This is a genomic window from Fimbriimonadaceae bacterium (assembly GCA_023957775.1).
Classification (GTDB): Bacteria; Armatimonadota; Fimbriimonadia; order Fimbriimonadales; family Fimbriimonadaceae; genus JAMLGR01.
Genome location: JAMLGR010000021.1, coordinates 24,469 through 48,004 on the forward strand (window position 1 = coordinate 24,469; position 23,536 = coordinate 48,004).

The 23,536-nt window shown below is 65.1% G+C and carries 22 protein-coding genes and 1 riboswitch; of the genes, 14 read left to right on the forward strand and 8 right to left on the reverse strand.

The window, feature by feature from the left end:
* Positions 1–248: 248 nt before the first annotated feature.
* Positions 249–494 (reverse strand): hypothetical protein, encoded by a 246-nt coding sequence (locus M9921_15180; GenBank protein MCO5298190.1) that lies wholly within the window; start codon positions 492–494, stop codon positions 249–251.
* Between M9921_15180 and M9921_15185 the strand changes: the two genes are divergently transcribed.
* Positions 493–1,512, forward strand: coding sequence for a hypothetical protein (locus M9921_15185; protein MCO5298191.1), 1,020 nt, complete (start codon positions 493–495; stop codon positions 1,510–1,512). The genes M9921_15180 and M9921_15185 overlap by 2 nt on opposite strands.
* A 42-nt stretch (positions 1,513–1,554) precedes the next feature.
* On the opposite strand, the gene M9921_15190 is transcribed toward M9921_15185, so the two are convergent.
* Complete coding sequence (locus M9921_15190) at positions 1,555–2,241, reverse strand: hypothetical protein (GenBank protein MCO5298192.1); 687 nt, start codon at positions 2,239–2,241, stop codon at positions 1,555–1,557.
* Positions 2,238–2,960, reverse strand: a complete 723-nt coding sequence (locus M9921_15195; protein ID MCO5298193.1) for a hypothetical protein — start codon at positions 2,958–2,960, stop codon at positions 2,238–2,240. Before M9921_15195 ends, M9921_15190 begins: the two co-directional genes overlap by 4 nt.
* A 77-nt stretch (positions 2,961–3,037) precedes the next feature.
* Here M9921_15195 and M9921_15200 point away from each other — a divergent pair, with 77 nt between their 5' ends.
* From M9921_15200 to M9921_15230, 7 genes are all read left to right on the forward strand, one after another.
* The gene (locus M9921_15200; GenBank protein MCO5298194.1) at positions 3,038–3,424 is read left to right on the forward strand and encodes a VOC family protein; all 387 of its coding nucleotides are present in this window, start codon (positions 3,038–3,040) and stop codon (positions 3,422–3,424) included.
* 21 nt (positions 3,425–3,445) lie between these two features.
* A complete protein-coding gene (locus M9921_15205; protein ID MCO5298195.1) occupies positions 3,446–4,432 on the forward strand; it encodes a Gfo/Idh/MocA family oxidoreductase in 987 nt (328 codons plus the stop codon).
* Positions 4,433–4,441: 9 nt separating this feature from the next.
* A complete protein-coding gene (locus tag M9921_15210; GenBank protein MCO5298196.1) occupies positions 4,442–5,359 on the forward strand; it encodes a glycosyltransferase in 918 nt (305 codons plus the stop codon).
* A gap of 2 nt (positions 5,360–5,361) precedes the next feature.
* A complete protein-coding gene (locus tag M9921_15215) occupies positions 5,362–6,489 on the forward strand; it encodes a cysteine desulfurase (protein ID MCO5298197.1) in 1,128 nt (375 codons plus the stop codon).
* A 35-nt stretch (positions 6,490–6,524) separates the two neighbouring features.
* Positions 6,525–7,985, forward strand: a complete 1,461-nt coding sequence (gene hslU / locus M9921_15220; GenBank protein MCO5298198.1) for an ATP-dependent protease ATPase subunit HslU — start codon at positions 6,525–6,527, stop codon at positions 7,983–7,985.
* A gap of 108 nt (positions 7,986–8,093) precedes the next feature.
* The gene (locus tag M9921_15225; protein ID MCO5298199.1) at positions 8,094–9,491 is read left to right on the forward strand and encodes a hypothetical protein; all 1,398 of its coding nucleotides are present in this window, start codon (positions 8,094–8,096) and stop codon (positions 9,489–9,491) included.
* 65 nt (positions 9,492–9,556) lie between these two features.
* Positions 9,557–10,891 carry an MFS transporter gene (locus M9921_15230; protein MCO5298200.1) on the forward strand — a complete coding sequence of 445 codons (1,335 nt, stop codon included), beginning with the start codon at positions 9,557–9,559 and terminating at the stop codon, positions 10,889–10,891.
* 17 nt (positions 10,892–10,908) lie between these two features.
* On the opposite strand, the gene M9921_15235 is transcribed toward M9921_15230, so the two are convergent.
* Complete coding sequence (locus M9921_15235; protein ID MCO5298201.1) at positions 10,909–12,069, reverse strand: homogentisate 1,2-dioxygenase; 1,161 nt, start codon at positions 12,067–12,069, stop codon at positions 10,909–10,911.
* Between the two features lie 147 nt (positions 12,070–12,216).
* Positions 12,217–12,299: riboswitch (cyclic di-GMP riboswitch) on the forward strand.
* A gap of 15 nt (positions 12,300–12,314) precedes the next feature.
* On the opposite strand from M9921_15235, the gene M9921_15240 reads away from it, so the two are divergent.
* Entirely contained in the window at positions 12,315–12,584 is a 270-nt protein-coding gene (locus M9921_15240; protein MCO5298202.1) for a flagellar biosynthesis anti-sigma factor FlgM, read from the forward strand.
* Here M9921_15240 and M9921_15245 read toward each other — a convergent pair.
* The 3 genes from M9921_15245 to motA form a co-directional block, all read right to left on the reverse strand.
* A complete protein-coding gene (locus tag M9921_15245; protein ID MCO5298203.1) occupies positions 12,581–12,877 on the reverse strand; it encodes a hypothetical protein in 297 nt (98 codons plus the stop codon). The genes M9921_15240 and M9921_15245 overlap by 4 nt on opposite strands.
* 65 nt (positions 12,878–12,942) lie before the next feature.
* The gene (locus M9921_15250; GenBank protein MCO5298204.1) at positions 12,943–13,818 is read right to left on the reverse strand and encodes an OmpA family protein; all 876 of its coding nucleotides are present in this window, start codon (positions 13,816–13,818) and stop codon (positions 12,943–12,945) included.
* A complete protein-coding gene (motA, locus tag M9921_15255; GenBank protein ID MCO5298205.1) occupies positions 13,818–14,678 on the reverse strand; it encodes a flagellar motor stator protein MotA in 861 nt (286 codons plus the stop codon). Before motA ends, M9921_15250 begins: the two co-directional genes overlap by 1 nt.
* 153 nt (positions 14,679–14,831) lie before the next feature.
* On the opposite strand from motA, the gene mutL reads away from it, so the two are divergent.
* The 5 genes from mutL (at position 14,832) to M9921_15280 (ending at position 20,996) form a co-directional block, all read left to right on the forward strand.
* Entirely contained in the window at positions 14,832–16,625 is a 1,794-nt protein-coding gene (gene mutL, locus M9921_15260; GenBank protein MCO5298206.1) for a DNA mismatch repair endonuclease MutL, read from the forward strand.
* A gap of 144 nt (positions 16,626–16,769) precedes the next feature.
* Positions 16,770–17,249 (forward strand): crossover junction endodeoxyribonuclease RuvC, encoded by a 480-nt coding sequence (gene ruvC / locus M9921_15265; protein ID MCO5298207.1) that lies wholly within the window; start codon positions 16,770–16,772, stop codon positions 17,247–17,249.
* Between the two features lie 181 nt (positions 17,250–17,430).
* A complete protein-coding gene (locus tag M9921_15270) occupies positions 17,431–18,057 on the forward strand; it encodes a nitroreductase family protein (protein MCO5298208.1) in 627 nt (208 codons plus the stop codon).
* Positions 18,058–18,257: 200 nt separating this feature from the next.
* Positions 18,258–19,355 carry a radical SAM family heme chaperone HemW gene (gene hemW, locus M9921_15275; GenBank protein ID MCO5298209.1) on the forward strand — a complete coding sequence of 366 codons (1,098 nt, stop codon included), beginning with the start codon at positions 18,258–18,260 and terminating at the stop codon, positions 19,353–19,355.
* Positions 19,356–19,460: 105 nt separating this feature from the next.
* Entirely contained in the window at positions 19,461–20,996 is a 1,536-nt protein-coding gene (locus tag M9921_15280; protein MCO5298210.1) for a family 20 glycosylhydrolase, read from the forward strand.
* A gap of 10 nt (positions 20,997–21,006) precedes the next feature.
* Here the strand turns inward: M9921_15280 and M9921_15285 are convergent, their stop codons facing one another.
* Positions 21,007–23,436, reverse strand: a complete 2,430-nt coding sequence (locus M9921_15285) for an arginine--tRNA ligase (protein MCO5298211.1) — start codon at positions 23,434–23,436, stop codon at positions 21,007–21,009.
* Positions 23,437–23,536: the final 100 nt, after the last annotated feature.

Genomic DNA, 23,536 nt, shown 5'->3' on the forward strand with positions numbered 1-23,536 from the left:
GGGACAAGGCGACGCGCAAGCGCGCGCACTCCCAGGCGGGGGGCAGGCGGGATTTGGGAGTGCGCGACCTTGGTCGCGCCTTCCACGCGAGCGGCTTGCCGCGAGTCGGGCGGGGAGCCGGACAAGTCCGGCGGGGGACAAGGCGACGCGCAAGCGCGCGCACTCCCAGGCGGGGGGCAAGCGACGCGCAAGCGCGCGCACTCCCAGAGCCAAGGCGACGCGTGGGCGCGCGCACTACCAGGGGGGCGCTAGGGGCGAGGGGCGCGGGCCACGCCCTCTGTCCGCACGTGGATCAGCCGCTCGCGGTGGTCGTTGAACATGCACAGCGCCCGCACGCCGAACTGGCGGGAGACGCTGACGGCGGTCTCCCAATCGAGGGGATTGACCTTGCCGTCCTTGCATCGCTCGGCTTCCAAATCGAATCGGGGGCAGTCTCGGCAGTACACTTGAATGTCCGGACGCCCCAAGAGGGGCGGAGGGTGCAGGACCATCATGACACGTCTCGCTTTGATCGTCGCAGCGACGCTGCTCCATGGATCGGGGCCTTCGATTCGGCTCGAGGGCCAGTCGTTCGTTCTCGAGCAGGAGGGCCGAACGGTCAGCGTGCCCCTGTCCCGCAAACCTGCCGCGGAGCCGAAAGCCGTCGCGTACCGCGAAGGCGATGCGTTCGCCGTGTGGGACGTCGATCGGGGTCTCTCGATTCGGAAGGGGAAGGCGTTGGTCAGCTCCTGGCTGCCTGAGCTGCCGCGCTCCAAGCGGTTGTTCAGCGAGGAGGAGCTCGCCAAGAACAAGAAGCGGCTCGCAGCCAAGGAGATCGAGGCCGGTGCATCCGCGCTCGCAGGCTCGGTGCGGATCGGCAGCGTGGCCTACTTCCTGGTCCAGTGGCGGGACAAGAACGACGAGCCTTGGCTCGAGGCCCTCGTGAAGGTGGATCTCAAGGACAAGAAGCCGATCGCCGAGCTAGCCGGGCGCTTCGACGGCTTCTCGGTTGCCCGCGGTAGGATCGGAGACGAGCTGGTCGGCTTCGAGGAGCGGCTGATGGTCGTCGCGGAGCAGGGCGAAGCGTGGGGCATCGCCCGTTTCGACCCCGCCAGCCACCTCTTCTCGTTCGACATCGTCGGCTCCAGGCTCGCCAAGTCCGAGCCCATCGGTTCGCGCACGGTGGTGGTTCAGGAGAAGACCTCCTACGGAACGGTGCTCCTCGCAAGGGTCTATCTCCCCAACGGCACCCGGCGCAACCTCGCGGAAGGCCGGGGCTCGTTCGCGTTGATCGACGACCAGGAACCCCTGATCGCCAAGGTGCGCGATGCCCGCGGGGTCGCGCTGCGCAATCTCGATTCGGGGGCGGAGCTTAGACTCCCGGGCTCCAGCCGCATCGATCGGTCGGAGTTGGGCGTGATCGTCTCGTCGCCGCCCCAGAGCCCGACCGCGGCGCTCCTCTACGATCCCGTTCGGTGGGATCGCCTGGCCCTTTGGACCGCCGGACCCCAGGTTTCCGGCGGAGGCGGCTAGCAGGGTTCTGAAGATGGCGCACGCGCCGATTTCAGCACCCCGCTAGTTGTTGCGTACTTCGATGGACCAGTCCACGATGTCGAGGTCCGGATCGGGATTGTCGCCCGACGGCTCGAGGTCGAAAAACCTCGTGTTGTCGTAAACCCCCGCGTTCTGCAGCGGAATCGACACGTAGCTGTTGATCTCCGAAGGGAGGGCCCCATTGCCAAGCGCGTCCCACGATTTGCTGCCGCCGGACCCCTGAGGCACGCGGTCCATCGTGAGGAAGTTCACCTGAATCGACTTGTAAAGCAAGGCGTCGGCCGGAGTGGGGGCGATCTGCGTGAGGTCGACTTCGAACTGCAGCGTGCGGCCGTTGACCGGCACATCCACGAAGTTCACAGGCGCGCCGAGCAGGAACCACTCATTCAGCTGCGCGTCGCGGAAGGCGAAGAGGTTGTACTGGGGCGATTGGAGCGCGTCCCACTGAACGAAGTAAGTCGCGTTCCCGGCGACGAAGCCGTTCCCCCACGGAGGAGCGATCACGGGAATGGGCCCCTGGGTCGTGGGGTTCAGATCGACCGATGGGCGCAGCGCCACGATGTAGACGTAGCCCGGACGCAGCGTGCCCGCCACCGTCATCTTGAAGACCAGGCGCTTCGTCTTCGGACCGCCGCCGGTGCTCGGGAACTTGGCGCAGCCCCCCGCAAGAACCAGGGCCAAGACCGCTGCAAGCGCCGCCGCTCTCATAGCACGCTCTCGTTCCAGTAGAGGAACCGGTGGCACGACTCGCACTCGACGAGCCGCCCCTCCTTGGCACCCTCGATGAGGCGCTCGGGGAGCAGAGTGCCGCACATCTCGCACGAAGAGGGGCGTCCCGTGATCCGAGTCATCGCAATGCCTCCGTGCTTCTCGCGCGAACGCTCGTAGCGCTCCAGCATCACCTTGGGGATGCCCTCCAGGGCGCGAGGACGTTCCCCGGTCCGCACCTTGAAGTCGGCCTCCAACGTCTCCTTGAGCTTCACGACCTTCTGACGGTGCGCGACCAGCTCGGCCTTCTTCGCCTCGAGCCTTTCCTTTACCGCCTCGGCCTTCTGCTTCGCGGGGGGGACGAGCTCCCACAACTCCATCAGGCGCCCATCGAGATCCCCCCGATGTCGCTTGAGCATCTCGATCTCCTTCTGCAGGTTCTCGATCTCGCGCGGGCTCTTCAGGCTCCCGCCGAACAGCTCCTTCTCGAACCGCCGAATCTTGTCCTCCATGCCCTTTTGCTGAAGTTCGATGTCGTGCTGTTCGCCCGCCAAGGCCTTCGCGGCTTCGTCGAGCTTGGCGTGTTGCTCGGAGAGGGCGTTGATCTCCGCCTGGATCTCGCGTCCCGGATCGAGCGCTGCGGCGCGCTTTCGAATCTCGACGATCGCGAGATCGACTTTGTGGAGCTTCCATAAACGGTGCAGGTCGTCCGTGGGCATGGCTCATTATGGGTTCGCACGACCAACGAGATGGGGAAGGAATCGGCCCAAAGATCGCGAAATGGGGCATCGAAGCCATGCCCAGCATGTTCTCGCACCTGATTCTCGACGTCAGGGACCTTGAACGGTCGCTGTCCTTCTACCACGATTTGTTGGACCTTCCGATCATGCGCGAGGACGCCTGGGACGGGCACCGCCTGGCCTACCTGAGCACGGGAAAAACCCAGATTCTCCTGCTTCAACAACCTGCGGACGAGCAGAACCCTCTGCTGGACCGAAGCGGGGGGCTCGTGATCAACTTCCAGGTCAAGAACCTGCCCGAGATGGCGAAGAGCCTTGAACGCAAGAACGTGAAGGTGCTGCGCGGACTCGAAGTCGCGATCTGGGGCGACCGCACGTTCCTCGTCGCCGATCCGGACGGTTACGCCGTACTCCTTTCCGAATCGGCCGAGACGCTCCATTGAGCGACGTGCCAAACTGAGCCCATGGCGGTCCGGGTCGGATTCTTGAGTGTGGCGCACATGCACGCTTGGGGCTATGCGAAAGCCCTGCAGCACGAGCCGCGCGCGGTCCTCGGTCCCGTGTGGGACGAGAACTCCGAGCGGGCGGCCGCGTTCGCGCTGGCCCACGGGATCGAGGCCGCGGAGACGATCGAGCAGGCGCTCGACGCGTGCGACGCCGTGGTGGTGACGAGCGACAACCGTTCGCACGCCGAACTGTGCGAGCGGGCGGCGCGGGCCGGCCGGCACATTCTTTGCGAGAAGCCGCTCGTCACGAGCGAGGAGGAGGGGGCGCGGCTGATCGCGGCCGTCGACCAGGCGGGCGTGAAGCTGATGACCGCCTTTCCGTGCCGCTACTCGCCGGCCTTCCAACGGCTCGTCGAGCGTGTCCGCGCCGGTGACATCGGCCCGATCCGAGCCGTGTGCGCCACGAATCGCGGACGGTGTCCTTTCGACTGGTTCGTCGATCCCGAACGGTCGGGCGGAGGGGCGATGATCGATCACGTGGTCCACGTCGCCGACCTGCTGCGGGTGCTGATCGGGGAAGATGTGGTCCGGGTCCAGGCGATGGTCGGCAACAACATGTACGGGGAGGAGTGGGAGGACACCGCCATGCTCACGCTCGAGTTTCCCGGAGGCGTGTTCGCGACGCTCGACTCCAGTTGGTCGCGGACCAAGAGCTACAAGACGTGGGGCGATGTGGCGATGAACGTCGTGGGCGATGGCGGGGTCATCGAGCTGAACCTGTTCGGCCAGGCCCTCGACGTCTTCGACGACGCGGCGATGGCGCACCGGCTGCACGGCTACGGTTCCGATTTGGACTCGGGCCTGGTCGCCGATTTCGTGCGGTGCGTGGAAGAGGACTCGCCGCCGCCGATCACCGCCCACGACGGGCTGCAAGCCGCGCGCGTCGCGCTGGCCGGGTACGCGAGCATGGGCGCCTCGGAGCCGGCCGTGCCCGTCTCGGCATAATCTCGGTCGATGCCCCGCATCTCGATCCTGCTCACGTGTTACAACCACCTGGCGTACCTCCCTGCGTGCGCGGAGGGGGTCCGGGCCCAAACCTTCCAGGACTTCGAGGTGATCGCACTCGACGACGGGTCGACCGACGGGACGCGCGATTGGCTGGCCGAGCACGCGGCCGACTGGAGCCTGGTCTTCAACGAGCGGAATCTCGGCACCTACGGAACGCTCAACGTCGGGCTGGCAAAGGCGACCGGGGAGTTCGTTGCGGTCCTGAACGACGATGATCTTTGGGCGCCGGGAAAGCTCGCCGCGCAGTTGGCGTTGATGGACGCCCATCCCGAAGTCGGGCTGGTGCATACGGACGGCGGGTTCATCAACAGAGAGGGCAAGCCCCTGGCGGGTTCCCCCTTGGGATTTGCGTTCCCTCGGACCGAGACGGGCAACGTGCTGGCGGACCTGCTGTACCAGAACAAGATCATCGCCAGCGCCGTGCTGGCGCGGCGCGCCTGTTTCGAGGCTTTGGGTGGGTTCAACGAGGCGTACTTCGGGTCGGGCGACTGGGAGATGTGGCTGAGGATCGCCGAACGGTGGGACGTGGGATTCGTCGACGAACCCCTGACGTTCTACCGTGTGCACGGCGAGAACGCGAGCCACAAGCTGGACCGCATTTGGAGGGACGACGAGCGGCTCCGCGACTGGATCGAGACGCGCGCCGAGGTCTACGCCCGGAGGGTCTCGGATGCTCCTCGGCTTCGGAAGGCGATGGCGCACAACGCGGCCTGCCTGGGGACGGTCCGGACGCTGAACGGCGACCCAGCGGGCGGCCGCCGCGCGTACGCGCTGTCGATCCGGCGGGAACCCGCGCGTTTCAAGAGCTGGCTCCGGTGGATCGCGACGTTCCTGCCGCGGGCCGCCTTCAGGAGGTTCCTCTAGCCGTGACTCCCATCTACCTCGACCACGCCGCCACGTCGCCCCTTCGCCCGGAGTCGCGTGCGGCGATGCACGCCGTGGAGGGCGAGGTGGGGAACCCGAGCAGTCTCCACGGGTACGGGCGGCGCGTGTTGCGCTTTGTGGACGAGGCGCGCGAAGCCGTGGCGCGGGCGTTCGGGGGAGCGTTCGCCGAAATCGTGTTCACGTCGGGTGGAACCGAGGCGGCCAACCTCGCGGTGGTCGGCACCGCCCTTGCGCACCAGGGTACGCGGCGGCGCGTTCTGGCCTCCGCGGGAGAGCATCCTTGCGTGTTGCAGACCGCGCCCCTCTTGGAGCGCCTCGGCTTCCGACTCGAGACGGTCCCGATCGACCGCGTGGGCCGGCTGGACCTCGATGCGCTGCGGGACGCGCTCGGAGACGACGTGCTTCTGGTGGCTTTGATGCACGCGAACAACGAACTGGGAACCCGACAGCCGGTGGCGGATGCGGCGCGCCTGGCGCACCACGCGGGGGCCCTCCTGTTCACCGACGCGGTGCAGACGTTCGGTGCGGAAACGGGGTCCGTGGAGGATCTGGGAGCCGACCTCGCCTCGATGGCGGCGCACAAGTTCGGGGGCCCGCTGGGAGTAGGGGCGCTGTGGGTTCGGGGCGGAGTGGAGGTGGAGCCGCTTCTGCGGGGAGGTGCGCAGGAGCGGGAGCGGCGCGGGGGAACGGAGAACTGGCTGGCCTTGGCGGGGGTCCCGGCAGCCCTGTCGGCCGTCGACCCCGTCGCCGAAGCCGCTGGCAAGGCCGCCTGCCGGGCTGCGTTCCTCGGCGCGTTGGAGGGAGCGCCGGTGCGGTCGGTCCCCGAGGAGGAGGGCGTCCTTCCCGGGCACCTGCACGTGCGGTTTCCCGGAGTTTCCGCGGAATCGCTGCTGATCGCGCTTGATCGGCTCGGGGTCGCCGCAGGAAGCGGATCGGCATGCAGCTCGGGCGCCGTGGAGCCCAGCCACGTCCTGCGAGCGGCGGGATACGACGAGCGGGAGCAGCGCGAGGGGGTGCGCTTCACGTTCGGGTGGTCCTCCACCGTCGAAGAGTCTCGGGAGGCCGCCCGACGCGTGTCCGAGGCGGTCCGACGCATTCTCGGCCGCTGATCGCGGCCCGATCCCCTGGTACATTCATGCGACGCATGAGCCTTCCCATCGAGGATCTCACCCCCCGACAGATCGTCGCGGAGCTGGACAAGTACATCGTCGGCCAGTCCGCCGCCAAGCGCGCCGTGGCCGTCGCCCTGCGCAACCGCTTCCGGCGCCAGCAACTCCCGGCCTCGGATCGCGCGGACATCCTGCCCAAGAACATCCTGATGATCGGCCCCACGGGCGTCGGCAAGACCGAAATCGCGAGACGCCTGGCCCAACTGGCGCGCGCGCCCTTCATCAAGGTGGAGGCCACCAAGTTCACCGAAGTGGGCTACGTCGGTCGCGATGTCGAGTCGATGGTGCGCGACCTGGTCGGCGTGGCTCTGCGGCTGGTCGAAAACGAGCGGATCGAGGCGGTGCGCCCGCTCGCCCAGGAGCGCGTGGTCGAGCGACTGGCGGATCTGCTCGAGCAAGACGAGCAGCCCGAGCGCCCGCAGCGCAGGCGGGTAAGCCCCTACGACAACCCCATCGTGCGGCAGGCGTTCGAGATTTTCGGGCAGAAGATGGACGACGACTATCCCGAAGAGGTCGAAGTCGAGGTCGAGGTCGAGACGGACCCGGAAGAGGAAGCCAAGAAGCGCGCGAAGCGACGCAAACAGCTGATCCGAAAGATCAAGGCGGGGAAGCTCGACGACGCGTTGGTGGAGATCGAGACAGAGGAGTCCAGCAACCCGTTTGTTCAGGTCTTCTCCCCGCAGGGGCTGGAGGAGATGGGGCTCGACATGTCCCAACTCGGCAGCCCGTTTCCTTCAAAACGAACCGAGCGCACGGTCACCGTGGCGGAGGCGCGGGAGATCCTCTTTGGGGAGGAGGCCCGCAAGATGATCGACCGCCAGGGCGTCCAGCGCGAGGCGATCCACCGCACCGAACAGACCGGCATCATCTTCCTCGACGAGCTGGACAAAGTGGCGGGGAAGCAAGGCGGCTCGGGCCCCGACGTGTCCCGCGAGGGAGTCCAACGCGACCTGCTGCCGATCATCGAAGGCTCGACGGTGGCGACGAAGTTCGGACCCGTGACGACCGACCACATCCTGTTCATCGCGGCCGGCGCGTTCCACATGGCCAAGCCCAGCGACTTGATCCCGGAGCTGCAGGGCCGCCTGCCCATCCGCGTGGAGTTGGAAAACCTGACCGAAGAGGATTTTCGACGCATCCTGCGCGAGCCCCAGAACGCGCTCACGAAGCAGTACGTCAAGCTGCTGGCCACCGAATCCGTGGAGTTGGCGTTCACAGACGATGCCCTCGATGCCATCGCCGCCTTGGCGGCGGAGGTGAACTCCAAGACCGAGAACATCGGGGCGCGCCGGCTGCACACCGTCATGGAGAAACTGTTGGAGGAGTTGCTCTTCGATGCGCCCGAGGCCAAGTCCACGACGTTCGACGGCAAGAAGGTGCGCGCCAAATTGGCCGAACTGGTCAAAGACGAGGATCTGAGCCGGTACATCCTCTGACGGGTCGTGCCCGCGGTCGAAACCTTGTAGAATGGCGGACAACGGTTTGTCTCTATTCCGCAAATCGTGCTTGGGCCATGGACGGCCCGGAGGGGAACAGAGTTGAGGATGTTCGATGGATGGAAGGTCGCGCTCGGCGCGGCCATGGTCGTGGGGCTCGTGGGCGTGGCTCGTGCCGGCATGTTCTCGGACGAGGAGCGCGCCGACGTGGTCCGCTACTGGTCGGAGCCGGGCCGCTACACCGTCTCCACGCCCAAAGAAGCGGCCAAGCTGGGCGAGTGGCAGGTTCGGCTGACGCCGGACGGTTCGCAATGGCTGTGGAAATACAACCAAGCGCGCGGCCTGGGCAAGACCCCGCCCGCGCAAACGCCGCCGCCCAAACCGGACCAGGTCGTCTGGGACCAGTGGATCGACGCGCGGGTCGCGTGGGATCGATTCGAGGCGTGGAACGAAGCGGTGTCCAAGAACCTCGCCCAGGGATATGCCCTGGGCTCCTATCCCGACCTGCTCCCGGAGAAGCCGGGCGACGCCCCAGCCGGGTTGCTCGACCTGGTGGGCGCGCCGCCCAAGTTTGCGTCGGCGGTTCGCCCGCTTTGGCACGAGATCCGTTTCGACGACGGGCAGGTGGTGGGTTACAGCGACAACCCGAACATGCGCGCCCGCTACGCGTACTACCGCTTTCCTGACGGCGTGATGTCGGCCGGAACACCTGTCAGAACGCTCCCCCAGGAGGAGCTGGACGACCTTTTCGAAGCCGCCCATGTCACCGATCAGGAGCAACGGGTGATGAAGGCCGTGTCGTTGCTCGAAGGCGGGTTCGACTCCGTGAACACCTACGACACGGGGTTTGTTTCGGTCGGTTTCATCCAGTTCGCGTGCTTGAGGGAGGGGGGCGGTTCGCTGGGGGGCGTGCTCCTGCGCCTGAAGAGCGAGAACCCGGAGGCGTTCCAGACCACGTTTCGGCGGTTTGGGATCGACGTCACACCCGAAGGACTGCTGGCCGCGGTCGACCCGCAGACCGGCGACGAGGCCGAAGGGCCCGCCGCCGCCGCCAAGATCATCGCCAAGAAGCCGCTTATCGCCGTCTTCCAACGCGCCGGGCAGAAGAGCCGCCCGTTCCGGGTCGCCCAGATCGAGGTGGCGCGCGATCGGTATCTTCCGACCCACGATCCCGTCGTGTTCACGGTCGGGGACCGGCAGATCGCCTGCACGGTCGCCGACATCGTGAAGTCGGACGCGGGCCTCGCGACGCTGATGGATCGCAAGGTCAACACCGGCAAGCTCGATCCTCTGGCCGAGGTGGTCGCCGACATCTTTGCGACCAACAAGCTCAGCAAGCCGGAGGAGTTGGCCAAATACGAGCGGGACCTGGTCGCGGCGATCCGGTTTCGGAAGGACTACCTGGCGGACGCGTCGCTGGTCCAACCCGGTCCTGCGGCAGACCCGCAACGGAACTACAACCCGGCCTCGCGCCGGGGATCGCGCGGCGGTCAGCCCCGGCCCTAGATCGGTCGCACTTTGGGGCGGATTGCAGGAGATCGCCTGAAGAGGGCGAATCCGAAGCGCTACCTATGGCGAACAACGGTCTGACCAAAATCATCGCCGCGTCCTCCGCCGGCACGCTCATCGAGTGGTACGACTTCTACATCTTCGGCAGCCTTGCCAAGCTGCTGTCCGAGAAGTTCTTCCCTCAGGGGAATCCCACGGTGGCCCTGCTGGCGACCTTGGCGACCTTTGCAACGGGGTTTGTGGTTCGGCCCTTCGGGGCGCTGGTGTTTGGCCGCATGGGCGATGTCGTCGGACGCAAGCACACGTTCCTGCTGACCCTGTTGCTGATGGGCGGGTCCACGGCGCTGATCGGTTTGCTTCCCACCTACGGGCAGATCGGCGTGCTGGCGCCCGTGGTGTTGGTGGTGCTTCGGCTGGTCCAGGGTTTGGCGCTCGGAGGGGAGTACGGAGGGGCCGCCACCTATGTGGCCGAACATGCTCCTGATGGCCGCCGCGGCTACTACACGAGCTTTATTCAAACGACCGCGACGCTCGGGCTCCTCGTTTCGCTGGCCGTGATCGTCGGGATGCAGGAGGGGATCGGCAAGTCCGCGTTCGAGGCGTGGGGATGGCGCGTGCCGTTCCTGGGTTCGATCGTGCTCGTCGTGTTCTCCTATCTGATTCGGCGCAGTCTGGAGGAGAGTCCGATGTTCGCGGAGATGAAGGCGACCGGGGCGACGTCGGAAAGCCCCCTTCGGGAGAGTTTCCTCAAGCCCGCGAACCGGCGATTGGTGCTGCTCGCACTCTTCGGCGCGACGGCGGGGCAGGGGGTTGTGTGGTACACGGGTCAGTTCTACGCCCTCTACTTCCTGCAGACCGTGTTGAAGTTCGATCTGGTACGTTCGAGCCTGATCATCGGCGCGGCGCTGGTGCTGGCGACGCCGCTGTTCGTCGTGTTTGGAGCGCTCTCCGATCGGATTGGCCGCAAGAACATCATGATGGCGGGCTTCCTGCTGGCCATCGCGACGTATCTCCCCATCTACCGCGCGATGGTCGCGGCGTCGGGCTTCGACCCGGTCGCGGGTGTGGTGGTGGGCGAGCCGCAGACGCTGGTGCTGGTCGGGCTGGTGTTCATCCAGGTGGCGTACGTCGCGATGGTGTACGGTCCGATCGCCGCGTTCTTGGTCGAGCTGTTCCCGACGCGCATCCGGTACACGTCGATGTCGCTGCCCTATCACCTCGGCAACGGCGTGTTCGGAGGCCTGGTTCCTCTGATCGGAACGGCCGCCGTCGCCGCGACGGGCAACATCTACGCGGGCCTGTTCTATCCGATGGCGATCGCGGGGATGACCCTAGCCGTCGGCACGCTCGGAATCCAAGAGGTCGGCGAGGTCGCTCTGGCAGGCGCCAAAGACTAACCCCCAAGGCCCAAGGCCTAAGGCCCAACCTTCCAGCTCTTCCAGTAGCTCTCGTCCTCGAGCTCCAAGGCGTGCTGCGTGAGCTTGAGCGGGTGGAACGTGTCGAGCATGACGGCCAGCTCCTCGGTCCGCGTGGCGCCGATCGCCTTTTCGACGACGCCGGGCTGCGGTCCGTGGGGAATCCCAAGCGGGTGCAGGGTGATGGAACCGGTCTCGATCCCTTTGCGCGAGCCGAACTTGTCGTTGCAGTAGTAGAGCAGCTCGTCCGAGTCCACGTTGCTGTGCACGTAGGGCACGACGACCGCATCGGGATGGTAGTCGAGCATGCGCGGGCAGAACGAGCAGATCACGAAGTTGTGGCCTTCGAAGGTCTGGTGGATGGGGGGCGGCATGTGCAGCTTGCCCGTGATGGGGGAGAAGTCGTGGATCGAGAACGCGTAGGGATACACGTAGCCGTCCCAACCCACGATGTCGAACGGGTGGTACGGGTAGTTGTAAAGCGTGTAGCGGCCCCTCGCCTTGATCAGCACGGGAAACGACCCGCGCTGGTCCACGGTGGCCAGCTCGGAGGGTGGCCGGAAATCCCGCTCCTGGAAGGGGGCGTGCTCCAAGAGCTGCCCGTACTCGTTCCGGTACCGTCGCGGCGTCTCGATGGGACCGTGGCTCTCGATCGCGAGCATGTGCGTCGGCAGGCTGTCGAACTGCAGGCGGTAGATCGTTCCCCTTGGGATGACGAGGTAGTCGCCCGCCTGGAAGGGGACCGTGCCGAACATCGACTGAAGCTCGCCCGATCCGTCGCGCACGAACAGGCACTCGTCCCACTCGGCGTTCTTGTAGAACGTGTCCATCTGCTCGGCGACGTGGGCGTTCGACCAGAGCACGTCCTGGTTGCCCAGCAGGAGGCGGCGCCCGGAGATCGCATCGCCCGCGGGGGGCATCGGCTCGGTCTTGAGGTGCCGATGGCGCAACGGCTCGTCCTCGAGGAACGGCGTGGTCGCCGGGCCGCGGTCCTCCCACTCCGCCACTTCGGTGGGGAGGTGGTGGTGGTACATGAGCGACATCGGCCCCGAGAATCCGCGCGTGCTGAACAGCTGTTCGGTGAACAGGGTGCCGTCGGGCTTGCGGTACAACGTGTGGCGGGTCCGGGGCACTTTGCCGAGGCAAACGTATCTGGGCATCGTGGCCTCATTGTACTGAGTGGTCCCGCAATCTCGCCGGTGGCAACTTTGCGGGAAATCGGAGGAAAAACACGCAATGTTGCCTGGGGACCCTAAAGAACCTGAGGGAATCGACCGTTCTTATCAATGAAGGCGGAGAACGCCTGTGGCAGAAAAAGGCACGGTCGGGGCGACCCGAACCACGCAAAGCCTAGGATCTCGCAATTGAGCGAGACAGCCGGGATGCCTGTCTGGAAAGAGCCGATATGCGAATTTCAGACACCGAAGTGAAGAAGATCCTCTCGGGGAGCGATCCCCTCGTCCAGGAGATCGAAGAGATCTCCCTCGATGGCGCGCGCAACGGGCGCGACAAGGAGCTCATCGACCAGGTCGTCGCCAACGTCGCGGCGATGCCGGATCGGGATGAGGTCGTCGCCGAACTCAAGGCGCGCATCGAGGCGGGCCAGTACAACCCCACTGGGGACGAGATCGCCGACGCGATGATCCGCCGGGCCATCGCGGACCGAGTCCGCTAGGAGCTCGCGACGCCGAACAGCGGATCGTTCGCCAGCGACGCCTGCACGACGCCCACGTACCACTCGCCCGCCTCGTTGGCGGGCCGTTCGTGCCAGTCGTAAAGGTAGTCGGTTCCCAGGTCGACGTCGGGCAGGCGCTTGGGGAGTCCATGCCGGGGCATCCAGAGCTCTCTCACCACCGGGTAGTACTCGGGGGGCAGGGGCGTCTGCATGAGCACGTAGTCGTCGGTCACATCCACGACCAACACCTTGACCAAGTTGTATTCCCAGAGATTGCCTTCGAGTTGGGCCACGTCCGTGTTGCCTCCTTCGCTGGATAGGACGGAGCACGCCCGCAAATGGGAGCGCGGCCCGGGGCTTACTCGCGAATCTTCGGCGGGTCGGGCGCCACTTCGATCGGCTTGCGGAACGCCCCTTCGATCTGGGTCTTGATCACGTCGGCAGGGAGGTCGACCGTGGAGTCGGCGACGACGTGGAACGGGATGAGGACCGTGACGCGGCGGTTGGAAAAGTCGAGCGGCTTGTCGGGCTTGCGCAGCTTGTTGGCGGCGTAACCCCGCACCTGCGAGATCTGCTTGAGGGTGACCCCGCCGCTTTGCAGCGCGCGCTTCATCGCAAGGGCGCGGTCCGTGCTGAGGTTGAGGTTGTCGTAGTTCGCGCCGGCATAGGGCATCGCGTCGGTGTGGCCCTCGACGACCATCGTTCGACCCGACTGGGCCAGCAGCGGAGCGACTTTGGCGATCAGCCTCTTGGCGTCCGGGCGGATGACGGCCTTCCCGGTTTCGAAGAACACGGACCCGCTGGCCTCCATGAACTCGATCCGCAGCCCCTCCTCGGTGATCGACATCTCCATGTTCTTGAACAGGTTGCGCAGACTCGCGTCGGAGCCGATCGCCTCTTCAAGCTTGGTCTCGATCTTCTTGATCTCTTCTTTGTCCGATTTCTCCGCCATGTTCATCGTGTCCCCGCCCTGGCCTTGGCGGGGCGAGGGAGAGCCGGGAATGGCGAACGGGGTGCGCGACTTCGGTGGGTTCTTGATGAAGCCGTTCGGGTCGTTGAAGTAGCCGGCGACCATCGAGCGCGTCTCGTCCGACATGCCCATGATCCACATAACCATGAAGAACGCCATCATCGCCGTCACGAAGTCCGCGTAGGCCACCTTCCACGAGCCGCCGTGGTGCCCATGGCCCTGGACCTTCTTCTTCTTGATGATGATGGGGGTGCCGTCGTTCATCAGGCCGCCTTCTGCTCCTTCACGGAGGTCTCCATCTCGGCGAAGCCCGGCCGCACGCTCGGTTCGATGTTGCGACGCGCGAACTCGACGCAGGTGATCGGGGACTCGCCGCGGGCGAAGCTGAAGAGCGCGAAGCGGATGCAGTTCATGTACGACGACTCTGCCGAGAGGCGAAGCTCGATCGCGCGCGAGATCGGTGCGAACACGCCGTACGCGAGGAGGATGCCGAGGAACGTGCCGACGAGCGCCGCGGCGACCGACTCGCCGATCGCGGCCGCGTCGCCGCCGATCTTGCCCATCGTGATGATGACGCCGAGCACCGCCGCGACGATGCCGAAACCGGGCATCGCATCGCCGACCGTCTGGATCGCCTCCGCGGGGACCCGAGCCTCGTGGTGGGCGGTCTCGAGGTCGATCTCCATCATCTCCGAGAGATCGTGCGGGCCGACCGCACCGGTGAGGATCACCTTCATCGTGTCGCAGAAGAACGCGACCGCGTGGTGGTTGGCCAGGAACGTCGGGAACTCGCTGATGATCGCGCTCTCCTCTGGATTCTCGACGTGCTGCTCAAGCCCCAACAGACCCTCTTTGCGGGCGACGTTGAAGAGCTGGTACATCATTTTGAGGATCTCGAGGTACGCCTCTTTGGTGAACGGGTCGGGCTTGAGGAGCCCTGTGAACGCCTTGATCGCGCTCGAGAGGTTCTTCATGCCGTTCGCGCCGAGGAACGAGCCGAAGCCGCATCCGCCGAGGATGATGAACTCGTTGATCTGAATGAGCACGGCGATGTTGCCGTGATGCATGACGTATCCGACCATCGTCGCCGCCAGCACCAACACGATTCCAATGATCGTAAACATTAGCCGCCCATCGCTCCCCGCCTGACCCTCATGGCACCCAAGGGTTCTATTCCACACTGCCCCCGCATTTTTGAGGTGCCCCGGGCGAAATTCTCCGACCGCGGGCCAGGCAGATACAATGGGAAGTATCGGCACGCTGCGCCGAACATCGTGATGCCTTCCTCCACCCGACGCGTCCACCTCCTCGACCCCCACACCGTGAACCAGATCGCCGCGGGCGAAGTGGTCGAGCGGCCCGCGTCCGTGGTGAAGGAGCTGGTGGAGAATGCGCTGGATGCCGGCGCGACCCGCATCGAGGTCGAACTGGCGGACAGCGGGCGCTCGCTGATCCGGGTCGCGGACGACGGCCTCGGCATGGACCTGGAGGATGCCCAGGCGGCTCTTCAACGGCACGCGACGTCGAAGATCTCTTCGGCCGACGACCTGCTCGAGGTGCGGAGTCTCGGATTTCGGGGGGAGGCGTTGCCCTCGATCGCCTCAGTTTCGCGCATGACCCTCTCGTCCGGCGTCGAAGACGGGCTGCGGCACGTGCTGGTCGTGGAGGGCGGACGCTTGGACGAGCCCCGTCGCGCGTCGGGCCCGCGGGGCACCGAGGTGCGCGTGGAGGACCTCTTCTTCAACACCCCGGCGCGGCTCAAGTTCTTGAAGTCCGACACCACGGAGTTGGGGCAGTGCCTGGAGGTGGTGTCGCGCCACGCGATCGGGCACCCTTCCGTGTCCTTCACCGTCAGCCACAACGGCCAAGAGGTGTTGCGCACCTCCGGCTCGGGCGAGCTCTTGGAGGCCATCGCGGGCGTGTGGGGAAGGGACGTCGCCCGCTCCCTCGCGGAGGTGGACAGCGCCACGGCTGGCATGCGGGTGCAGGGGTTTGTGAGCCCTCCCCACGTCACCCGCCCCACGCGGGCGTACCAGTTCGTCTTCGTGAACGGCAGGCCGGTGCGCTCCCGCACGCTGATCGCCGCGCTGGACCAGGCGTTTCGGGACTTGACTCCCGAGCGCCGGTACCCGGTGTTGGCGTTGTCGATCGACATCGACCCTGCGCGGGTCGACGTCAACGTGGCGCCGACCAAGAGCGAGGTGAAGTTCCAGCACGAGGGTCAGGCGTTCGACGCGTTGCGCTACGCGATCCGCTCGGCTCTGATGGAGCATGGAATGATGCCCGCCGCGACCGGCGTCGGTGCGGCGAACGAGGCGCTGTCGGCGCTGCGGGGGGACGGAGGCGGCTTCGCGGGGTTTTGGGCCCCGAGTTCCGGGGGCAGCGCGGCGTCGCTCGATGCGCAGCGGCCTCTGGAGATGCCGCTCTCGGACGTCGCCGCGGTGCAAGCGTCGCAGCCGCTGCAAACGGAGCGTTACCCGTTCGCCGAGCTTCTGGACGGCCTGCGCGTGCTGGGCCAGGTGATGAACACGTTCATCGTCGCCGACACGCGCCGCGGCATCGTGATCGTGGACCAGCACGTGGCGCACGAACGCATCCTCTACGAGTATCTGTGCGGGCTCAAAGGCCCCACGGCCATCGAGCGGCAGACGATGCTCGCGCCGGAGACGCTTCATCTGGACCGTCGCGCGGCGGTGATCCTGCGCGAGCGGCTCGAAGAGGTGGTGAACGTCGGTTTCGACATCGAGCCGTTCGGAGGCGAGAGCTTCCTGGTGCGCGCGGCGCCCGCCGCGCTGCGGGGCAAGGACCCGCTGAAGGTGTTGCGAGACCTGGCGGACGAGTTGGTGGATTCCGTGGTGTCGCGCAAGCTCGCCCCCACGCGCGAGCAGATCTGGATCACGAGTTCTTGCAAGATGGCGGTGAAGGCGGGCGACCCCCTCGGGATCGCGGAGATGGAGAAACTCATCGTGGACCTCGCCAGCACCGAAAACCCCTACATGTGCCCCCACGGCCGCCCCATCACCCTCACGTTGACGTCCGAGGAGCTGTTGCGGCGCTTCAAGAGGACTTGATTCCTGGTTTGTGGTTGGTGGTTTGTGGTTTGTGGGGGTGAGGGGCAGGGGTGAGGGAGAAAGGGCCAGAACCCCCTCGCCCCTCTGGGGGAGAGGGGGCAGGGGGTGAGGGGCTGTGAGCGAAGCGAACTGCCGTAGCGAATTGTGAGGATTTTAGGGATCGACCCGGGTTTAGAGCGGATCGGATGGGCCCTCGTTCTGCGCGAGGGGTCGCGTCTCACGGCGATCGAGTACGGGTTGATCCAAACCCCGCGCGTCGAGTTGCCGGAGCGGCTGCGCATGGTTCACGAGCAGGCGTGCGAGCTGTTCGACCGCACGGCGCCCGATGCGCTCGCCACCGAGCGGCAACTGTTCGCCGCGAACAAGACCACGGCGCTTCTGGTCGCCCACGCCCTGGGGGTCGTGCTTCTGGCCGCTTCGGAGCGCGGGTTGGAGTGGGCGGAGTACGCGCCCCCGGAGATCAAGCAGGCGGTCGTGGGGAACGGCTCTGCGGACAAGAAGCAGGTGCAGTTCATGGTCCAGCGTCTCCTTTCGCTCAAGGAGACACCCAAGCCCGACGACGTGGCCGACGCCCTTGCGATCGCGATCTGCCACGCCATGCGAAGCCGTGTTTCAGGTCTTTAGTCTGGGAGTGCGCGAGCTTGCTCGCCGCCCTTCAAGGCGGCGACTTGTCGCCGGTCCGCAACGAGAACGAGGCGCCACGTAAGTGCGCTTTGGTTCCCCTCCTGAGCGAGGATAGAAGCACCAGGCGCGGTGGACCCGTCCCATCCATATGCTCCGTCCCACTCCGTACCGGCCTGCCCGCATGGCCCCCGAGGAAAGCGTACGCCTGCTTCGAGAGCAGTACGAAGTTGCAGACGCCCGCCGTTCGGTGCGCATGTTCTCCTCGGACCCTGTTCCTCGCGAGGCGATCGAGTGGGCGATCCGCATTGCGGGAACGGCGCCAAGCGGGGCGCACAAGCAGCCTTGGCACTTCGTGGCCATCGGCGACCCCGAACTGAAACGGCGGTTGCGCGAGGCGGCGGAGGAGGAGGAGCGGAAGTTCTACGACGAGAAGGCCCCGCCCGAGTGGCTTGAGGCGTTGGCTCCACTTGGAACCGACTTCAAGAAGGAGCATCTCACCGAGGCCCCGTGGGTGATCATTGTCTTTCGACGCGACTACGACGTGCGGGAGGATGGGACGCGCGCGAAGAATTACTACATGACGGAGTCCGTGGGGATCGCCGTGGGATTTTTGATTCAAGCGCTGCATCGTGCCGGACTCGCGACATTGACCCACACCCCGTCGCCGATGACGTTCTTGCGGGACCTGTGCGGTCGCCCGCTGAACGAGAAGCCGTTCGTCGTGCTCCCGGTTGGTTACCCCGCTGCGGACTGCGTGGTGCCCGGACTCGAACGAAAGCCGCTGGAGGGGATTGCGGAGTTTCGGTAGGGCCGCCCCCCGGTACACTCCCCCTATGATCATCCGGTACGCCATCGGGCTCTTGGCAGGGGCGGGGGCGGGGTTTGGCTACCACCTGCTGATGAAGGCGATCGGGTCGCAGTGAATCAACTGCCATCAACCGGCGGTGCCGGTGATCGGAGGGGCGCTCGTTGGACTGTTCATCGTCCTGACCAGCTCCCGCTAGACCTATGAACGCGCCGCTCGCGGTGTACGTGCACACGCCATTTTGTCCGTCGAAGTGCGGCTATTGCGACTTCAACTCGTACGCGATGGACGGACCGATCGTCGAACGGACGATTGTGGCGATCGAGCGGGAGATTCGGTCCAGCCCCTGGGCGGGGCGTCCCGCCAAGACGGTGTTCTTCGGCGGCGGGACCCCGACATTTCTGACGGAACACCAACTCGTCGGGCTCTTGAACGCCGTGTTGGAGGTCCACCCCCCGGTCGAGGGCGCGGAGATCACGAGCGAGGCGAACCCGGGAACGGTGGACAGGCCCAAGTTCGCCGCGATGCGCGCGGCGGGCTTCAACCGCATTTCCCTGGGGGCGCAGAGCTTCTTGGAAGACGACCTGGTGCTACTTGGCCGTGTGCATCGTGTCGGCGAGATCGAGCGCGCGGTGCTCGCGGCGCGGGATGCGGGGTTCGACAACGTCAACCTCGATCTCATGTTCGCCCTGCCCGGCCAGACCCTGCGGGCGTGGGGCGCCAACCTCGATCGCGCGATCGCGCTGACACCCGAGCATCTCAGCCTGTACTGCCTCACGCTCGAACCGAACACTCCCTTCTACAAGGAGCACTTGCGCGGGACGCTCGTGCAGCCGGGCGAGGAGCCTCAGGTCGCGATGTACGAAGAGGCCGTGGACCGGGCGGGCGCCGCGGGCTACGCGTGCTACGAGATCAGCAACTTCGCCAAGCAGGGAAGAGAGTGCGCCCACAACCTGTGCTACTGGCGAGGTGAGGAGTACGCGGCCTATGGGCCGGGTGCCGTGGGCCGAGTGGGTCCGACGCGCCGGACGAACCTGAAACACCCCGAGCGTTACAGCGCCGCCGTCGAGGCCGGAGCCGATCCCGCCTTCGAAGAGGAGGCGCTCGACGCAGAGACGCTGCGGACGGAACGCCTGATGCTGGGCCTGAGACTCGCCGAAGGGGTGCGCGCCGAAGGCGTCGCTCCCGAAGCGGTACGCCGGCTCGTCGACCGCGGCTGGCTCGAAGCCCCGAACGGCACCCTGCGCCTCACCCGCGAGGGCCGCCATTTCTGCACCGAAGCCACGTTGGAACTGATGTAGGAGGGTTCGCCCCGACGTTCGAGCGCCTCTCGTCAGGGCGGTCGCCACACCGCGGGATGACGAGAGACGCGAGATGACCATGCACCGCGGGATAGACTCCCAGGCATGCAGCTTCGCATGTGGATGTTCGACCTCGCTCGCGAGCAGGCGCCGACCCTGGACCACCTGCGCACGTGGTGCGCCCTGACGCGCGACTCGGGATTCAACGCGCTGGGGCTCTACCTTGAGCATCGGTTCGCCTACCCTTCGGCGCCTTGGGCCGCGGGCGTGGGCGCGGTGACGCCCGAGATGGTGCGATCGCTGCATCGCGAGTTTCCCGAAATCCAGATCGTCCCCTTCGTGAACCTGCTCGGGCACTTCGAGGGGGTGCTTTACACCGAAGAGGGGAAGCGGTACCGCGAAGAGCTGTTCAAGGGCATGCAGGCGTGCCCCTCCAAGCCTGAGTTTGTGGCGTTCGCCGAGCGGCTGCTGGACGACGTCATGGACGCGTTCGACAGCGACCTCATTCACATCGGTGGGGACGAAACGTGGCAGTTGGGTCTATGTCCCGAGTGCAAGGCGAGGGTCGAGGCCTCCGAAGGTGACGGTAAGGCGGCGATCTACGGCGAGCATTTCGGCTCCATGGCCCAGCGGGTGCTCGACCGAGGCAAACGGCCCGCGGTGTGGGGCGACATGTTCCTCGACCATACGACGGCACTGCAGTCCATGCCCAAAGAGACCCTGATCTTCGATTGGCAGTACTTCAAATCGTGCGAGCCGAGCAGTCGCACGTTCCTCGACGCGGGCCACGAGGTCGTGTGCTGCCCCGCCCTCCACACGTACAACGCCACGTGGATGCACGTGCCGCAGAGCGAGGAGAACGTGCGCACGCTCGCCGCCGATGCGACCCGTCTGGGCGCCCACGGAGTCTGCGTCACCACCTGGGAGAACGCCCTGATGGGCGCCTACGACACCCTCGCGCCAGCCATCCGCGCGTGCGGACAAATCCTCATGACCTCGCCGCTCGACGGCGCGGGTGGCGGCGAGTTCCTCCGCGGGTATCTCTCAGAGTCGGAACGCCACGAAGAGTGGGCCCGCCTCATGGGGGTGGAGCTTCAAGAGGCGGGCGGAACGTTCGCGTTCGGAGGCATCCGCAGTTCTCTCAAGGTGCGTCTGCTGCTCAACGCCAATCCGTTCCTGGCGTGGATGCACCATGCGGACGAACTGTGCGGCGAGGTGGGGGACAAGGCGCTCGGCGTGTTCGAGCGCGCGCTGGCGGTAGCGCCGACCGAAGCGATGAAGGGCCCCCCGCAGTTCGGCCGCGGTGCCGTCGAGTTTGTGCGCCTGGCCGAAGCCGCACGCCGCGCGTATGCGGAGGGAAATGTCGAGGCGGCCATCGGCAAGCTCGCGCCGACCCGCATGCTGTTCGATCAGCTCGAAACCGTGGCCAAGCGCACGCACGAGCGCTGCGGGGGCTCGCTTGCGGACATCGAGCGCTGCCGGATCGCCAAAGCGCACGTCGAGCGGGTGATCCAACGCATTCGGCGCTACGGCGATAGGTCGCTGGGGTACCTGCCCGCGTTCGAACACCTATGCCACCCCAAGTTCATGCCACACGACCAGGCCGCATGGTGGCTGATCAACCGCTGGGCCAACGAGTAGCTCCCAGGGCTTACATCCGTTCCGGGGCGGAGATTCCCAGCAGGTCGAAGGTGGCGCGCAGGCCGGTGCGCGCAGCCTCGCAAAGCGCCAGCCTCGCGGCGGACCGCTCGGGCTGCTCGGGCTGGATCACGCGGCACGCGTCGTAGAAGTGGTGGTACGTGCGGGCGAGTTCCACCGCGTAGGTCGTGAGCCGGTGGACGCCGTAGTCTTCGGCGCAGCGTCGTACTTCATGCGGCAGATCCAGAATCTTTTTGATCAGCGCGCCCTCCTTGGAGTGGACCAACAGCTTGCCCAACGAGGAGTCCGCGCGCAGTCCCGCCTCTTCGGCCTTGGCAATGACCGAGCAAATGCGCGCGTGCGCGTATTGGACGTAGAACACCGGGTTCTCGTCGCTCTGCTTGGTCGCCAAGTCGATGTCGAAGTCCATGTGCGTGTCGTGCGAGCGCATCAGATAGAAGAAGCGCGCGACGTCCTTGCCTATCTCTGTGATTACGTGTGGAATTACACTCTCCTTGATCGAGTCCCAAATGCCTGCCCGACGTTTGCTCTGCACGAAGTCTCTTTCGCCCGATCGACGGAAGACATAGTCGTCGATCCTTCGGATCAAGATCTCTCCCTTTGTCGACGCCTCGCCAAGCTGAAAAAGAAGATCCTTGAGTTCAAAGATGGACCCGTCGCGCTTCCGCATCGGTACGGCCCGTCCACCCTTGACGAATCGGACAATCTGAAAAATGATGATCTTCAGGCGCTCTGGTCGATCCGAGACCATTGGATAGCCAAGTGCTTGGTACATCGCGTTCATTCGTCCGATGTATCCATGATGGTCAGGGCCCAGCAGGATCAGGGCCTGATCAAATCCCTTTTGGTTATCAACGACACGATCGGTCAGTTTGTCGCGAAGGTAGGCAATATCTGACGCAATGTATGTAGATCTGCCGTCCGACCGGACCAAGACCCTGTCTTTGTCATCACCGAATGCGGTTGAATGAAGCCAAAGGGCTTTGCCCTGCGAACCGTTCCAATCGCGAGAACCCACTTGCGCCTGTGGTGCGGCGCCGACCTCCGGAGTTTCCGAGCTAAGATATGCATGGCCCTCTTTTTGGAGCCGCTCCAAAACTGTCTGGACCCGTCCGCTCTCGATCAAGCTCTGCTCCCTGAACCATGAATCGAACTGGATGCCAAAGGCCCTAAGTGCTTCCTCTTGATCCTCGATCATTGTCTCTTGGGCGTGCAACCTGAAACTTTTCGAGTCCAGCAGTCCACTTTGCTTTGCTCGTTCAACTATTCGCTTGACTGCGTGGTAGGCCCCAGACTCCGACTCTTCCGGTCTCGCTTTCTTTAGGTAGTAACTGAAGGTTCTCTGGACTAGGTCCGGCAGGAAGTCTTTGCACAGGTCCTTCAACTTTTGGGAATCTGTTGCAGCGTCCTGAATGTCAGATGGATCGACGTAGTGGTCCGCTTCGCGACAGTAGAGAAACACCACTGACGCGCGCTGGAACAGACGTTCAGCCTCTTGAGACCATGCATGTAGCTCCGATTCCTTCAGGAGGTCCGATATAAGGCACGCAATCCAGAGAGATGCGTCCTCCAGTTTGTAGCCTTCGGTGTTTGACGGCAACTTAGATCCCATTTCGATACTTGCATAGGGGTCCTCCTCGCTGATCTGGTTTAGGTGGTGCAACGCCTTGTCATAACCGTCAGTGATGCAGAGTAGATGTAGAGCAGTCTTCACACTACTCAGGAGAGTGCTTGGTTCAAGTTCGAAGTGGCGCAAAACAACGTCGAATACTTGTTCGATTCCAGGTGCGATCTTTGACGAGACTCGCTGTACGTAGGATCCTCGATAACTCATCCTATTAGGCAGGCGCGATCTCGCCCCAACGAGTTTCAGCCAGTAAGCCTCTACAGCCTTGCCGAACAGCCGCATTTGCTCTGAATTCACGCCGTCGTTCACGTAAAACTCGCGGTGGACATGGTTACCGACGGCCTCTAGCACCCGGCATAGCGTGTCCCCGAACGCCGCCCCTCGTCCTGAACCCACCGTTATCGGACCATTGGGGTTTACCGAGACGAATTCAACGTTAAGGTTCAGAGAATTGGAACTGGTGGATCGCTCGAATCCTTCGACAACTTCCGCGGCTTTCCACCCAAGCCATGAGGGATCGAGACGAAAGTTGAGAAACCCGGGCCCGGCGATTTCGATGCTCTCGATGGCATCGTGTTCAAGCAAGCGTGAGGCCAAGGCTTCCGCGATCGATCGCGGGTGTACGCCAGATCTTTTGGCCGCGGTTAGTGCGAACGCGGAAGCGAAGTCGCCATGTTCGGGCTTCTTCGGCTCGGCGACCTCGGGCATCCCATAGTCGCTGTCCGGAAGCTCGCCCGACGCGATCAGGTCGTTCACGGCATCCGCCAAGAGGTGATTGAGAGTGCTTCGAATCAAGAATCGAGTTTACCGGCAGGCGTGCAATCCCTCACAAGAACGCGGACGCGCGTCCCGCGCGAACCGACCGGCACCGAATTCGCGTCGTGAAGGTGAACCC

Excerpts from the sequence above, each read along its gene's own strand:
- M9921_15185 (MCO5298191.1), top strand. The coding sequence starts at position 493 with ATGACACGTCTCGCTTTGATCGTCGCAGCGACGCTGCTCCATGGATCG.
- M9921_15180 (MCO5298190.1), bottom strand. The coding sequence starts at position 494 with ATGATGGTCCTGCACCCTCCGCCCCTCTTGGGGCGTCCGGACATTCAA.
- M9921_15190 (MCO5298192.1), bottom strand. The coding sequence starts at position 2,241 with ATGAGAGCGGCGGCGCTTGCAGCGGTCTTGGCCCTGGTTCTTGCGGGG.
- M9921_15195 (MCO5298193.1), bottom strand. The coding sequence starts at position 2,960 with ATGCCCACGGACGACCTGCACCGTTTATGGAAGCTCCACAAAGTCGAT.
- M9921_15200 (MCO5298194.1), top strand. The coding sequence starts at position 3,038 with ATGCCCAGCATGTTCTCGCACCTGATTCTCGACGTCAGGGACCTTGAA.
- M9921_15205 (MCO5298195.1), top strand. The coding sequence starts at position 3,446 with ATGGCGGTCCGGGTCGGATTCTTGAGTGTGGCGCACATGCACGCTTGG.
- M9921_15210 (MCO5298196.1), top strand. The coding sequence starts at position 4,442 with ATGCCCCGCATCTCGATCCTGCTCACGTGTTACAACCACCTGGCGTAC.
- hslU (MCO5298198.1), top strand. The coding sequence starts at position 6,525 with ATGAGCCTTCCCATCGAGGATCTCACCCCCCGACAGATCGTCGCGGAG.
- M9921_15225 (MCO5298199.1), top strand. The coding sequence starts at position 8,094 with ATGTTCGATGGATGGAAGGTCGCGCTCGGCGCGGCCATGGTCGTGGGG.
- M9921_15230 (MCO5298200.1), top strand. The coding sequence starts at position 9,557 with ATGGCGAACAACGGTCTGACCAAAATCATCGCCGCGTCCTCCGCCGGC.
- M9921_15235 (MCO5298201.1), bottom strand. The coding sequence starts at position 12,069 with ATGCCCAGATACGTTTGCCTCGGCAAAGTGCCCCGGACCCGCCACACG.
- M9921_15240 (MCO5298202.1), top strand. The coding sequence starts at position 12,315 with ATGCGAATTTCAGACACCGAAGTGAAGAAGATCCTCTCGGGGAGCGAT.
- M9921_15250 (MCO5298204.1), bottom strand. The coding sequence starts at position 13,818 with ATGAACGACGGCACCCCCATCATCATCAAGAAGAAGAAGGTCCAGGGC.
- motA (MCO5298205.1), bottom strand. The coding sequence starts at position 14,678 with ATGTTTACGATCATTGGAATCGTGTTGGTGCTGGCGGCGACGATGGTC.
- mutL (MCO5298206.1), top strand. The coding sequence starts at position 14,832 with ATGCCTTCCTCCACCCGACGCGTCCACCTCCTCGACCCCCACACCGTG.
- M9921_15270 (MCO5298208.1), top strand. The coding sequence starts at position 17,431 with ATGGCCCCCGAGGAAAGCGTACGCCTGCTTCGAGAGCAGTACGAAGTT.
- hemW (MCO5298209.1), top strand. The coding sequence starts at position 18,258 with ATGAACGCGCCGCTCGCGGTGTACGTGCACACGCCATTTTGTCCGTCG.
- M9921_15280 (MCO5298210.1), top strand. The coding sequence starts at position 19,461 with ATGCAGCTTCGCATGTGGATGTTCGACCTCGCTCGCGAGCAGGCGCCG.